13 protein-coding genes are annotated in these 12,689 nt (G+C 60.2%); 10 read left to right on the top strand and 3 right to left on the bottom strand.

Translation table 11 applies throughout. The features are described from left to right. Positions 1-22: 22 nt before the first annotated feature. From hmgA to ACYUCQ_RS12080, 10 genes are all read left to right on the top strand, one after another. A complete protein-coding gene (gene hmgA, locus ACYUCQ_RS12125) occupies positions 23-1,339 on the top strand; it encodes a homogentisate 1,2-dioxygenase (protein WP_460254792.1) in 1,317 nt (438 codons plus the stop codon). Next, entirely contained in the window at positions 1,336-2,313 is a 978-nt protein-coding gene (locus tag ACYUCQ_RS12120; protein WP_460254791.1) for a fumarylacetoacetate hydrolase family protein, read from the top strand. Before hmgA ends, ACYUCQ_RS12120 begins: the two co-directional genes overlap by 4 nt. 65 nt (positions 2,314-2,378) lie before the next feature. Continuing rightward, positions 2,379-3,272 carry a DMT family transporter gene (locus tag ACYUCQ_RS12115; protein ID WP_460254790.1) on the top strand — a complete coding sequence of 298 codons (894 nt, stop codon included), beginning with the start codon at positions 2,379-2,381 and terminating at the stop codon, positions 3,270-3,272. A gap of 63 nt (positions 3,273-3,335) precedes the next feature. Beyond that, positions 3,336-3,587 (top strand): helix-turn-helix domain-containing protein, encoded by a 252-nt coding sequence (locus ACYUCQ_RS12110; protein WP_460254789.1) that lies wholly within the window; start codon positions 3,336-3,338, stop codon positions 3,585-3,587. 6 nt (positions 3,588-3,593) lie between these two features. Further along, positions 3,594-5,618, top strand: a complete 2,025-nt coding sequence (gene hyfB / locus ACYUCQ_RS12105; protein WP_460254788.1) for a hydrogenase 4 subunit B — start codon at positions 3,594-3,596, stop codon at positions 5,616-5,618. Further along, the gene (locus ACYUCQ_RS12100; protein ID WP_460254787.1) at positions 5,609-6,565 is read left to right on the top strand and encodes a respiratory chain complex I subunit 1 family protein; all 957 of its coding nucleotides are present in this window, start codon (positions 5,609-5,611) and stop codon (positions 6,563-6,565) included. Before hyfB ends, ACYUCQ_RS12100 begins: the two co-directional genes overlap by 10 nt. After that, a complete protein-coding gene (locus ACYUCQ_RS12095; protein ID WP_460254786.1) occupies positions 6,562-7,251 on the top strand; it encodes a hydrogenase-4 component E in 690 nt (229 codons plus the stop codon). Before ACYUCQ_RS12100 ends, ACYUCQ_RS12095 begins: the two co-directional genes overlap by 4 nt. After that, complete coding sequence (locus ACYUCQ_RS12090; RefSeq protein ID WP_460254785.1) at positions 7,248-8,696, top strand: hydrogenase 4 subunit F; 1,449 nt, start codon at positions 7,248-7,250, stop codon at positions 8,694-8,696. The genes ACYUCQ_RS12095 and ACYUCQ_RS12090 overlap by 4 nt, the downstream gene beginning before the upstream one ends. Positions 8,697-8,703: 7 nt before the next feature. Next, positions 8,704-10,107 carry a hydrogenase large subunit gene (locus ACYUCQ_RS12085; protein ID WP_460254784.1) on the top strand — a complete coding sequence of 468 codons (1,404 nt, stop codon included), beginning with the start codon at positions 8,704-8,706 and terminating at the stop codon, positions 10,105-10,107. A 5-nt stretch (positions 10,108-10,112) separates the two neighbouring features. Beyond that, positions 10,113-10,637 (top strand): NADH-quinone oxidoreductase subunit B family protein, encoded by a 525-nt coding sequence (locus ACYUCQ_RS12080; protein ID WP_460254783.1) that lies wholly within the window; start codon positions 10,113-10,115, stop codon positions 10,635-10,637. Positions 10,638-10,675: 38 nt separating this feature from the next. Here the strand turns inward: ACYUCQ_RS12080 and ACYUCQ_RS12075 are convergent, their stop codons facing one another. The 3 genes from ACYUCQ_RS12075 to ACYUCQ_RS12065 are packed head-to-tail and all read right to left on the bottom strand — an operon-like array spanning position 10,676 to position 12,671. Further along, positions 10,676-10,882, bottom strand: a complete 207-nt coding sequence (locus ACYUCQ_RS12075) for a YgaP family membrane protein (RefSeq protein ID WP_460254782.1) — start codon at positions 10,880-10,882, stop codon at positions 10,676-10,678. A 19-nt stretch (positions 10,883-10,901) separates the two neighbouring features. Next, positions 10,902-11,351: a thioredoxin TrxC gene (trxC, locus tag ACYUCQ_RS12070; RefSeq protein ID WP_460254781.1), complete on the bottom strand. Its 450-nt coding sequence runs from the start codon at positions 11,349-11,351 to the stop codon at positions 10,902-10,904. Between the two features lie 12 nt (positions 11,352-11,363). Next, on the bottom strand, positions 11,364-12,671 hold the full coding sequence (locus ACYUCQ_RS12065; protein WP_460254780.1) for an NAD(P)/FAD-dependent oxidoreductase: 1,308 nt from the start codon (positions 12,669-12,671) through the stop codon (positions 11,364-11,366). Positions 12,672-12,689 lie beyond the last annotated feature (18 nt).

The following is a 12,689-nucleotide window of genomic DNA, read 5'->3' as shown; positions in this document are numbered from 1 at the left end:
AGAAATCATCGATGAGGAAACCATGACGCTCGCCACCATGTCCGGCTTTGGTAATGATTTTGCCACCGAAGCTCTGCCCGGCGCTTTGCCGCAGGGCCAGAACTCGCCGCAAAACTGCCCATACGGCCTGTACGCCGAGCAGCTTTCCGGCTCGCCCTTCACCGCCCCGCGCGCGACCAATGAACGGTCCTGGCTCTACCGGATCAGCCCCTCCGTGCTGCATTTTGGCCAATTCACCCGCATCAGCCACCCATTCTGGCAAACCGCGCCGCATCGCCCGGATCACGGCCTGCCACTGGGTCCACTCCGTTGGGGGCCGGTGCCGGTGCCAGCGGAAAAATCGAGCTTTCTCGATGGTATCCGCACCATCACGACGGCGGGCGATGCTGATAGCCGCACCGGCTGTGCCATCCATCTCTATCTGGCGAACGCACCGATGACCGATTGTTATTTCGCCAATGCCGATGGTGAAATGCTGATCGTGCCGCAAATCGGCACGTTGCGGGTCGCCACCGAACTTGGCGTGATCGAAATCGCCCCCGCCGAGATTGCCATCATCCCGCGCGGCATGATTTTCCGGGTCGATCCGCTTGAGGCTGAAGCGCGGGGCTATCTCTGCGAAAATTATGGCGCGCCATTCACCCTGCCTGATCGCGGGCCGATCGGGGCCAATTGCCTGGCCAATGCCCGTGATTTCAAAACCCCTGTCGCCGCCTATGAAGATCGCGCCGCTCCAGGCCATCTCACGCTCAAATGGGGCGGCCAATTTCACCAAAAAACCCTCACCCATTCACCGCTTGATGTCGTCGCTTGGCATGGCAACTACGCACCCTATAGCTATAATCTTCGCCATTTCGCGCCCATCGGCGCTATCGGCTTTGATCACCCCGATCCATCAATCTTTACGGTCCTGACCGCACCTAGCGGCGAGGCCGGAACCGCCAATATCGATTTCGTGATTTTTCCCGAACGCTGGATGGTCGCCGAACATTCCTTCCGTCCCCCTTGGTATCATCGTAACATCATGTCAGAATTTATGGGATTAATCGAAGGTCGATACGATGCGAAGGAAACCGGCTTTGCGCCCGGGGCGATGAGTTTGCATAACGCGATGTTGCCGCATGGCCCCGATACCGAAGCCTTTCTCAAAGCTAGCACCACGACGCTGGCACCGGTCAAGCTCACCAACACGCTGGCTTTCATGTTTGAAACCCGCCTGCCGCAATATCTCACGGCATTTTCGGCATCCTTGCCAACGCTCGACCCGCAGTACACCGCCTGCTGGCACGGGCTGCCGCGCCGATTTGACCCGGCCAACCGGGAGGGCAGGGGACTATGAAACTCGCATCGCGGCGCAACGGCCAGCCCGATGGCCAACTTGTGGTGGTCAGCCGCGACCTCACCCGCTACACCCCAGCGGACCCGATCGCGCAAACTCTGCAGCAGGCGCTCGATGATTGGGCAGCACTCGCCCCACGCCTGCAATCACTGGCCGATCAACTCGAAGCCGGCAGTGTTCCCGATCATCGTTTTCATGAGCGCGAAGCGTTAGCGCCCTTGCCGCGCGCCTATCAATTTCTTGATGGTTCAGCCTACGTCAATCATGTCGAGCTGGTGCGCCAAGCCCGGGGTGCCGACATGCCCGAGCGGTTTTGGACCGATCCGCTGATGTATCAAGGCTGCTCGGATCATTTTCTCGCCCCGCGTGATCCGATCCCGCAGCCATCGCCGGGGTCCGGGCTTGATTTCGAGGCCGAACTTGCGGTGATCACCGGCCCGATCAGCGCAGGAATCAGCCCCGCCGAGGCCGGCAGCGCGATCAAGCTGGTCATGCTGCTCAATGATATTTCGCTCCGCCATGTCATCGCGTCAGAATTACCCAAAGGCTTTGGCTTCGTGCATGGCAAACCGGCCTCCGCCTGTTCGCCCGTCGCGGTCACGCCGGATGAGCTTGGCCCGTCATGGGATGGCGGGCGGCTGCATCGCCCGATGCGGGTGACGCTGAATAACCAAATATTTGGCAGTCCCGATTGCGGCACCGATATGATTTTTGACTTCCCAACCTTAATCGCCCATGCCGCCACAACCCGGCCCTTGATGGCCGGCAGCATCATTGGCTCTGGCACCATCTCCAACCGCGATCCCACCGGCGCCATCGGCTATGCCTGCCTCGCCGAACGCCGCGCCGTCGAGACCATTCAAACCGGCGCGCCGCGCACATCTTTCCTGATCCCTGGCGATGTGGTGCGTATTGAGGTGCGCGGCCCCGGTGGCCAATCGATTTTCGGGGCGATCGAGCAACAGGTTGCCTAACGCCGGGGATCACGCCTAGAAGCGGGGGCGCCGCATCGGCGCGGTCCCCGGAGCCCGACGCGCTGATGTCCATTATCCTGTTCCTGACCGTTGTTATCGTCTGGGGCCTGACCTGGTTTGCCATTCATTTGCAACTCGGACCAACGCCGGATGTCGTCTCGATCTTCTGGCGCTTCGCCAGCGCCGCGATCCTGCTTTGGGTCATCCTGCTCGCCACCAAATCCTATCGCCCGGGGCCATGGCGCCGCCATATCGGCTATGCCGGTTTGGGTCTTTGCCTGTTTTCGGTCAATTTCCTGTTTCTCTACGCTGCCGGCCGCCATATTTCGAGCGGGCTGGAATCGGTGGTGTTTAGCCTCGCCACCGTGCTCAACGTCTTCAACCAATTCCTGTTTCGCCGCATCCGCCCAAGCTTGCGCGTGCTTGCCGGCGCAGCACTCGGCACCGGCGGCGTCGTGCTGTTGTTCGCGGATCAATGGGTTGGCCCGCACGTTAGTCCGGTTGGTATTCTCCTTGCCCTCGCGGGCACCTATTCCTTCTCGCTTGGTAATTTGCTGTCAACGCGCATCACCGCCGATGGCACCACCCTGGCCAACGCGATGGTCCGGGCCATGAGTTGGGGGTCCGCCGGTCTCGGCATTCTGGTGGTGGCCACCGGCCATAATTTCGGGGTCAGCCCCAATCGGTTTTATCTTGGCGGTCTGGCTTACCTCTCGGTATTCGGAACCTTGATCGGCTTCTTTGCCTATCTCACGTTGGTCGCCCGCGTCGGTGCATCGCGCGCCGCCTATGTCACGGTCATTACCCCGGTGGTCGCACTCACCATGTCCACCTTGTTCGAGTCCTATCACTGGACCGGCCTGGCCATTCCCGCCACCTTTTTGATCCTCCTGGGCAATTTGGTGATTTTCCTGCCCATCCGCGCAAATCGGTCGGCACAACACAGGCTTGCTGAATAAGCATTATTCGCCATCGAAAATGGCGATTATAACATATTTTATGGATATATTGATGTTTGAAACATGATTTCTGCCGGTCAGCTCAAGGCCGCGCGGGCGTTGCTGGGCATCGATCAAAAGGAGTTGGCCCAGCTCTCCGGCCTGTCGCTGCCCACCATCCAGCGGATGGAGAGCAGCGAGGGCGTCATTCGCGGCAATGTCGACTCGCTGATGAAGCTTCTCGAAGCGCTCGATTGTGCCGGGGTTATCATCATCAGGCCGGGCGATGTGTCGGATGGCAATGCCGGGCGCGGTGTTCGCCTCAAAAGCCCGTAACCGACCATGACGCCGATCATCCTGATTGCGGCCCTCGCGTCCATCATCCTGGCTGGAGCGGGTGGGGCGTGGGCGCATCGGCGGATCGGGCGCTGGATCGTCTATGGCGGATCACTCGGCATCGCGCTGGTGGTTTTGCTGGCATCGTTGGCGCAGCTCGCTTTTGGTGTGGCCCCAGAGCCCCAGGTGATTTTGCCCATCGGCCTGCCGCAGCTTGGCATGCATTTCAGTATGGACGCGCTGGCAGCCGCCTTTCTCGTCATGATCAATCTCGGTGCGGCAGCGGCCAGCCTGTTTGCACTCGGCTACGCCCGGCATGACCACGACCCGGCGCGGATTTTGCCATTCTACCCGGTCTTTCTCGCCGCCATGAACCTCGTCGTGATCGCGTCTGATGCCTATAGTTTCCTGTTATGCTGGGAATCAATGTCCCTGGCCTCGTGGGCTTTGGTCATGGCCCATCATAACGATGTCGAAACCCGGCGCGCCGGGATGATTTATCTGCTCATGGCCAGTGCGGGCACGCTGGCTCTGCTGCTTTGTTTCGGCGTGCTCGCGGGCGCGGGCGGGCATTATGCATTCACCGCGATGCAGCGCCTGCCGCATTCGGCCGAAGCCAGCGCGGCCATTTTGATCCTCGCTTTGTTGGGCGCCGGCTCCAAGGCTGGGTTGGTGCCGCTGCATGTTTGGCTGCCGCGCGCACACCCGGCGGCGCCCAGCCATGTCTCCGCGCTGATGAGCGGCGTGATGACCAAAGTCGCGATCTATGCCTTTATTCGCATCGTGTTCGTCTTAGCGGGCCCTGCCGCTTGGTGGTGGGGCCTCGTGGTGTTGCTCGCGGGCGGCATCACCGCCGTTCTCGGCGTGCTGTATGCGCTGATGGAAGACGATATCAAAACAATTCTCGCCTATAGCACGATTGAAAATGTCGGGTTAATTTTTGCCGGGCTTGGCCTCGCTTTGGCCTTCAAAGCCGATGGCATGATGGCCGCCGCTGCCTTGGCCCTCACCGCCGCGTTGTTTCACGCGTTCAACCATATGCTGTTCAAATCGACGCTGTTTTTCGGCGCGGGTGCAATCCACCACGCAACGGGCACGCGCGATCTCGCACAGCTTGGCGGGTTGATCCACCGGATGAAAATCAGCGCCGTGCCGATGTTGATCGCCGCGATGGCGATTGCCGCTCTGCCGCCGCTGAACGGCTTTGCCTCCGAATGGTTGCTGCTCCAAGCCATCCTGCTCAGCCCGGCCTTGCCGCAATTCGGCCTCAAGCTCGCTGTGCCAGCCATTGGCGCCCTGATTGCGTTAGCGGCGGCGTTCGCATCCGCTTGTTTCGTCCGGCTGTTCGGCATCGCCTATCTCGGCAAACCACGCAGCCAAGCCGCCAGCATCGCCGATGAAACCGATATCGCCTCGCGCAGCGCGATGATCGGCCTCGCAGCACTCTGCGTGATCGTCGGCGTGCTCCCCGGCTTCATGATCGATCTGTTCGCGCCGGTGTCTAATAATCTACTCGGCGCACGCGTGCCCACCCAAGCGGGCATGTCCTGGCTGACGATTGTGCCGGTCACCGCCAGCCGCAGTGCCTATGACCCGCTGCTCATCGCTCTGTTCGTGGCCATCAGCACAGGCCTCGCTTTCCTCGTCCTGCGCCAGTTTGGCGCGCGCAACACCCGCCGCGCGCCAGCTTGGGCCTGTGGATACAGCGAGAACGGCGCGCAGCCGCAATCGCACTCCAGCCAATATACACCCTCCGGCTTTGCCCAACCAATCCGCCGTGTATTCGCCACCGGATTATTCCGTGCGCGCGATACCGTGATGATGCCGGCACCCGGCGATGGCGCACCCGCCCGCTTCACCACCACCTGGGTCGACCCTGCTTGGGTCGCGCTGTACCTAACGCTACTGACCGCCCTTGACTGGACGGCGGACCGGATGAACCGCCTGCAATTTCTAACCATCCGGCGCTACCTGGCTTTTGTATTCGTCGCCCTGGTCGCCTTATTGGTATGGGTTGCGTTATGGCGCTGATCGCCCCTTTATTGCTGCAATTATTCCAAATGGTCTTGGTCCTGGCCATCGCGCCATTGCTCACCGGATGGGTGCGGGTGCTGAAGGCCCGGCTGCAACGCCGCGCCGGCCCATCTTTGCTGCAAGTCTATCGTGATTTGCTCAAGCTGATCCGCAAGGACACGATCATCGCGACCGATATTTCCTGGATTTATCGCGCCAGCCCCTATGCCGTATTTGCCTTGGGTTGGGTGGCTGCATCCTTGGTGCCGAGTTTTGGCACCAACCTGCTCTTCTCCTGGTCGGGCGACCTGATCGTGATCGTTGCGTTGTTAGGCACCGCACGATTTTGCCAAATGCTGGCAGCACTTGATCTCGGCACCGCCTTTGGGGGTCTTGGTGCCAGCCGCGAGGCGATGTTCGCTTCGCTCGCTGAACCGGCCATGTTGATGATTGTCTTCACTGTCGCACTGATTGCCGGCTCCAGCCAATTATCGGTGATCGCTGATTTTATGCATTCGGGGGCAGCCGGATTGCGTCTGTCCCTCGGTCTTGGCTTGGTGGCGCTGGTCATTGTGGCGCTGGCCGAAACCGGACGTTTTCCGGTCGATAACCCAGCCACCCATCTGGAACTCACTATGGTCCATGAGGCCATGATCCTGGATTATACCGGGCGGCATCTGGCACTCCTCGAACTCGCGCACGCGTTGAAACTAACATTGTATATGTCGATGATTGCTTGCATCTTCGTGCCCTTAGGCATGGCCGGCCCTGGAGCCGCCCCCGCCGCTTTGGCATTCGGCCTGCTCGCCTATCTGATCAAACTCATCATCGGCGCTGCATTGCTGGCCGTGTTTGAAACCGCCATCGCCAAAATGCGCGTATTTCGCGTGCCAAATTTCATTGGTGCGGCGCTGATGCTCGGCCTGCTCGGCACTCTGCTGCTGTTTGTGTCAGCAACGCTATGACACGCATCGCTGCCGCATTATTTTCACCCGCCACCACCCTCAGCTTGGCGCATGTGCTGGCCGGTGCGCTGGTGCTGGCGAGTTTCATGATGCTGTATCAAAACCGGCTCTCCTCGGTGATCAACGTCCTCGCCTTGCATTCGGCGGTGCTCGGCGTCGCGGTGGGCTGGCAAGCAGCGATCCAGCATGCGCCGGAACTTTACATCACCGCCGGTCTCGCGCTGGGCTTCAAAGCCATCATCATTCCCATCGCCCTTCAACGCATCGTCATTCGCCTTGGCATTCACCGTCAGATCGAGGCCGTCGGGGGGATCAGCCTAACCATGCTGGCCGGCATCGGCTTGGTCGCTTTGTCCCTGGTGGTCATGCTGCGCACCGCAGCGCACGCCAATGCCCTGGCCCGCGAAGATGTCGCGCTGGCGCTGGCCGTTATTTTGCTCGGCATGTTGATGATGGTCACAAGGCGCAACGCGGTGAGCCAGATTGCCGGCTTCATGTCCCTTGAAAACGGGCTGATTCTCGCCGCCGCCGGCGCGCAAGGGATGCCGCTGGTGGTTGAAATCAGCGTCGCCTTCTCGGTTCTGATCGCCTTCATCGTCATCGGAGTGTTTTTGTTCCGAATTCGCGAACGTTTCGATACCGTCGATAGCGCAGCGCTGGACGCATTTCGCGGTGAAGCCCAATGATCGGCCTCGCCCATGACGCAGTGATCGGCACCATCGCCATCCCCGCCATCGCGGCGGTGATCCTGGCCGTGGTGCCATCCTGGCGCCTCGCAGCGGCGCTCAATGTTCTGGCCAGCGCCCTCACCATCGCGGTCTCGGCCCTGCTGCTCTGGCATCGGCCCGCCGCCACCCGGCTATTCTTGATCGATGATTTGAACATCGTGTTTTTGTTGCTCAACGGCTTTGTCGGTTTCACCACCAGCGTGTTCAGCGCAACCTACATCGCCTACGAGGTGCGGACCGGACACCTGACGCCTCGTTATTTGCGCTTCTATCATGCCATGTATCAGGTGATGATGGTCGGCATGAATCTCGCGTTGATCACCAATAATCTCGGCTTGATGTGGTTTGGCGTCGAACTGGCCACACTCTCCACCGTGATGATGGTGGGCATCTACCGCACCCCAGCCTCCATTGAGGCGTCCTGGAAATATCTGATTCTCGGCAGCGTCGGCATCGCGCTCGCGTTATTCGGCACGATCCTGATTTATCTCGCGGCCAAACCGATCCTCGGCACCGGCATGGGGGCGATGCAATGGACCCGGCTATTGCACCATGCGCCAGCCCTAGATCCGGCGTTGCTGAATGTCGGATTCATTTTTTTGCTGATTGGCTATGGCACCAAAGCCGGATTGGTGCCGATGCATGCCTGGCTGCCGGACGCGCACGCCGAAGGCCCCACCCCGATTTCCGCCGTGCTCTCCGGCCTGCTGCTCAACGTCGCTCTCTATGCAATCCTGCGCTTCAAGGTGCTGCTCGCGATGAGCCATGCCACGATCGAACCGGGAACATTAATGATCGGCATTGGCCTATTATCATTGTTCTTCGCGGCCATCATGCTCTACCGGCGTCGTGACATCAAACGGCTGTTCGCCTATTCCTCAATCGAGCATATGGGGATCATTGCCTTTGCTTTTGGCATGGGGGGACCGCTCGGCAATATCGCCGGCCTGTTGCAAATGATGCTGCATAGCCTGACCAAGTCTGCCATTTTCTTCTCAGTCGGTCATATCGCCCAGGCCAAAGGCACGCAAAAAATTGCCGCGATCACCGGCCTAACCACGAGCCATCCGCTGCTCGGCTGGACCTTGGTCGCGGGTGTCGCCGCCATCGCCGGTCTGCCACCCTTTGGCCTGTTCACCTCGGAATTTCTGCTGATCACCTCAACATTTGATCGCGCACCGCTGCTCGCCATCGCGCTCGGCCTCGGTATCCTGCTCGCCTTCGGCGCCCTGCTGCTGCGAATGACCTCGATCTGCTTTGGCGAACCCAGCCCCGGCGCCCACCCGATCACGGCATCATCGGTGCCGATTTTCCTGCATCTCGGCTTAGTGCTCATCATCGGCTTGGCGCTGCCCGGCTTCCTCTATGCCTGGTTCGCCCATGTCGCGAAATTACTCGGATGAACCACCGATGAGCGCTAACATCACATCATGGCAGCAAGCCTGCTCTGATCTGGCCGAAAATCGTTGCGTATTCATCGCGCTCTGGGCCGAACACCATGCGGATGGCGCGGTCATTCATCTCGCCTTGCGCCCGAACCGCTCCGGTGATGTGCAGGTGCTCAGCCTGACCAGCCCTGATCGGCACTTTCCCTCGATCGCCCGTCACCATCCCGCCGCAAGCCTGATGGAGCGCGCTCTATGTGATTTGCACGGTTTGATCGCCGATGGATCGCCCGATCCGCGCCCTTGGCTCGATCATAGCGCCGCCTACCCATTCAAACCGGTCGATGGCCATGGCATTCACCAAATACCGGTGGGCCCGGTGCATGCTGGCATTATCGAGCCAGGGCATTTCCGCTTCTCAGTCAATGGCGAGACCATCATCCGGCTTGAGGTGCGGCTCGGCTACACCCATAAAGGCACGCTCGGCTTGATGCGCGGAAAAACCATTGCGGACGCCGCCAAGCTCGCCGGGCGGATCTCCGGTGACTCCACCGTTGCCTACAGCTTCGCCTTCGCCCGCGCGGTGGAACAGGCACTCGGCATCGCCGCACCGCCGCGCGCCGCCGCCCTGCGCGCGATCATGGCCGAATTGGAACGCCTCGCCAATCATTTCGGCGATATCGGCGCCATCTGCAATGATGGCGGATTTCCGCTGATGAATATGCTCAGCGGTGCCTTGCGTGAGCGCGTGCTGCGCCTCGCTGCCCATTGCTTTGGTCATCGTTTGATGATGGACCGGATCATCCCCGGCGGCGTCACCACCGATTTGACAGTTGAGCACGCGCAACAAATCCTCACCACCCTGACCCTCTTGCTCAGTCAATGGGCGCGCTTGTTTGAGCTCTATGAAAAAACCGCCTCCCTGCAAGATCGTGTGGTCACCACCGGCTGGCTTGATCCGGTTATCGCTCAGCGTCTCGGCTGCGGCGGTTATGTCGGGCGGGCCTCCGGGCAAGATTTCGATGCACGGCGCGACGCACCCTACCCACCGTATGATACCATTGCCCTCACCATCCCAACGCTCAAAGCCAGCGATGTCGATGCGCGCCTGCGCCTGCGCATGGCCGAAATTCAACAGAGCGCCGCGCTGATCCGCACCCTCCTCGCCACCCTGCCGGCGGGCGCCTTGCACACACCGATCCCTGACCGCGCCACCGCCCGCGTGGGCCATGCGTTGATCGAGGGATTTCGCGGCGATATTTTCGTGCAAACCCGACTGCATGACGGTCAGATCGCGGATGTGATGCTGCGCGACCCGTCCTGGTTCTTCTGGCCCGCCCTGGAATCGGCGATTGAGGGCAATATCGTGGCCGATTTTCCAGTCTGCAATAAATCATTCAACGCCAGCTATTCCGGCTGTGATCTGTAGGGCCCATGCGCAGAACCCTGATTGAGAATCTGTTTCGCGGCAAACTCACCGAACCCGGACCACCGGCTTCGGATGCCGACATCGCTGCCCTGGTCAGCACGCTGACGCGCACCGCACGCCAGCGCCTCGGTCGCTCACTCGCCATTCGCGCGCTGGATGCCGGGTCTTGCAATGGCTGCGAACTCGAAATGATTGCCCTCGCCAACCCCTATTATGATCTGGAACGGTTTGGCCTGAAATTCGTCGCCTCCCCGCGTCATGCCGATGTGCTGATGATCACCGGCCCGCTAACCCGCGCGATGCACGAAGCCCTGCGCCTCACCGATGAAGCCATGCCCGCGCCCAAATTTGTCGTCGCGGTGGGTGACTGCGCCTGCACCGGCGGCTTGTTCGCCAACAGCCCCGCCTGCATCGGCGCCGCCGAGCAGGTCATCAAGGTCGATTTGCAGATACCAGGCTGCCCACCCGATCCAATAACCCTGCTGCAAGCCCTGATCGGCTTCGCGAACACGCTGGTCCGGAGCGGCTAACCGAACGGCCTGTCCGCCCCGCCCTCAACCCGGCGCGATCAGCGAAAGGCGCAGCCAGGCTTGAGACCGAGTCGTTTGAAAATCATCGCCGCCGGACAAAGTCCGGTAATTCCCGCCTGCACCAGATTAAGGCCAGCAAAAGCGCTCAGCCAATCAAAATACGGGCTCACCAGCCACCCCAATAGCAGCCCGAGCAGCACAATTGCCCCAGCAAAGGACAGCACAGCATTATCAATAGTCATCATTTTACCTTTCGTTCTAGTGTCAAACAGTCGCGCCACGATGGCGTTGGATCCATTGCAACATCTGTTCGAGCGGCATCGCGCCAGCGGTTTGCGCGATGATTTTTCCGTTCTGAGACAGTAATAAAGTTGGTATCGAGCGAACACCGAACCGCGCCAGAATATCCGGCGCGGTATCGGCATTCAGCTTAATCAACCGCATATGCGGCTCTAATCGCCCCGCCGCCTGCACGAAAATCGGCGCCATGGCCCGGCACGGCCCACACCACGGCGCCCATAAATCGGCCAGCACCGGGATCTGATCGTGCTTGAGATGCCGATCAAACCCCGCCGCATCCACCTCCACCGGCTGCCCGGTGAACAGCGGCGCATGGCAAGACCCGCAACGCGGCCCCGCCGCCAGTTTCGCTGCTGGCACACGATTGATCGACTGACAGGAGGGACAAACCAGAGTGAGGGCGGTTTCGGTCATGATGCGTCCGGCTTAGCCGGCCTTCTGCGGCGCTTTGGCGCTGGGTTTGGGGTGATGAATTTTGGGTATCTTGAGTTGTTTGAGCAAATACCGCTCATAGAACGGCTCGCTGGTGCCGGCCTTGATCTTGCGCAAGAAATATTTCTCAAACCCGATTTTGGCGAGATGCACCCATTTGCCCTCAGCCGCCCAATTGACGTTGCGGGGCGGCAATTGGGGCTGAGCGACGAACGCAACGCCGCCATCGCCAAAATCAGCGAGGCAAATCGCGTTCCAAGTCGGCTTGATATCCGGCTCCTGTCCGCGCAGCAGCGCCCCGATATTATGCGCGGTGGCGGTGACCATCGATTCGATCATAAAGCCGGTCTTGGGCACGCCAACCGGCACCGGCGTCTTGCTAATCGGCGGTATCGCGACACAAACGCCAATCGAAAACACATCCGGAAAATTCGGATTCCGCTGATACGCGTCGGCCAGGATGAAGCCACGCGGATTGACCAGCCCCTCAATGCCAGAGACCGCTGGCACACCGCGAAAGGGCGGCATCATCATGCTGTAGCGAAAAGCAAGGTCATGCGTGGCCTTCACCGAACCATCGTCAGCCACTTCCTCAACATCCATCCGGTCAGCATGCACCGTCTTGATCCGCGCATTGGTGATCCATTTGATATGCCGATTGCGCAACTCACTTTCCATCAAGCTCTTGGTGTCGCCCACCCCATCAAGGCCCAGATGACCGATATAAGGTTCGGGCGTCACAAAAATCATCGGCACCTGATCGCGGATTTTCCGGCGCCGTAATTCGGTGTCGATGATGAACGCAAACTCGTAAGCCGGCCCGAAACACGACACACCCTGCGCCGCACCCAGCACGATAGGTCCTGGCGCTTTACAAAACGCCTCAAACGCAGCGAACGCCGCCTCCGCATGGCCCGTTTCACAAATGGACTGCGTATATGCAGACGGGCCAAGGCCGGGAATTTCATCAAAGGCCAGTTCCGGCCCGGTGGCGATCACCAAATAATCATACGGAATCGCCGTGCCATCCTGCATCATCACCGCTTTGCCCTGCGGATCGACACGGGCGGCGGCGCTGGTCAGAAAGCGGATATTCTTCTTGCGCATAATCCCGGTCAGATCGACCTCGATCTCTTTGCGCTCCCGCCACCCCACCGCCACCCAAGGGTTTGACGGGTAGAATTGGTAGGTTGGCCCGTTCCCGATCAACGTGATCCGATCTTCGGGGCGCAATTGATCGGACATCTCGTAAGCCATCAAAGTGCCACCGAGCCCGGCACCCAACACAACAATTTCCGCCATGAAATTCCCATCCTGTAA

The organism is Acidiphilium sp. MT5 (genome assembly GCF_054767495.1).
The sequence above is the reverse complement of the archived record's forward strand: the minus strand, read 5'-3'. Positions and strand labels throughout refer to the sequence as shown.

Bases quoted from the DNA above. Each gene is read 5' to 3' on its own strand.
- ACYUCQ_RS12065 (WP_460254780.1), bottom strand. From the start codon at position 12,671: ATGGCGGAAATTGTTGTGTTGGGTGCCGGGCTCGGTGGCACTTTGATG.
- ACYUCQ_RS12095 (WP_460254786.1), top strand. From the start codon at position 6,562: ATGACACGCATCGCTGCCGCATTATTTTCACCCGCCACCACCCTCAGC.
- ACYUCQ_RS12115 (WP_460254790.1), top strand. From the start codon at position 2,379: ATGTCCATTATCCTGTTCCTGACCGTTGTTATCGTCTGGGGCCTGACC.
- ACYUCQ_RS12110 (WP_460254789.1), top strand. From the start codon at position 3,336: ATGATTTCTGCCGGTCAGCTCAAGGCCGCGCGGGCGTTGCTGGGCATC.
- ACYUCQ_RS12100 (WP_460254787.1), top strand. From the start codon at position 5,609: ATGGCGCTGATCGCCCCTTTATTGCTGCAATTATTCCAAATGGTCTTG.
- hmgA (WP_460254792.1), top strand. From the start codon at position 23: ATGACGCTCGCCACCATGTCCGGCTTTGGTAATGATTTTGCCACCGAA.
- ACYUCQ_RS12075 (WP_460254782.1), bottom strand. From the start codon at position 10,882: ATGATGACTATTGATAATGCTGTGCTGTCCTTTGCTGGGGCAATTGTG.
- ACYUCQ_RS12120 (WP_460254791.1), top strand. From the start codon at position 1,336: ATGAAACTCGCATCGCGGCGCAACGGCCAGCCCGATGGCCAACTTGTG.
- ACYUCQ_RS12090 (WP_460254785.1), top strand. From the start codon at position 7,248: ATGATCGGCCTCGCCCATGACGCAGTGATCGGCACCATCGCCATCCCC.
- ACYUCQ_RS12080 (WP_460254783.1), top strand. From the start codon at position 10,113: ATGCGCAGAACCCTGATTGAGAATCTGTTTCGCGGCAAACTCACCGAA.
- ACYUCQ_RS12085 (WP_460254784.1), top strand. From the start codon at position 8,704: ATGAGCGCTAACATCACATCATGGCAGCAAGCCTGCTCTGATCTGGCC.
- hyfB (WP_460254788.1), top strand. From the start codon at position 3,594: ATGACGCCGATCATCCTGATTGCGGCCCTCGCGTCCATCATCCTGGCT.
- trxC (WP_460254781.1), bottom strand. From the start codon at position 11,351: ATGACCGAAACCGCCCTCACTCTGGTTTGTCCCTCCTGTCAGTCGATC.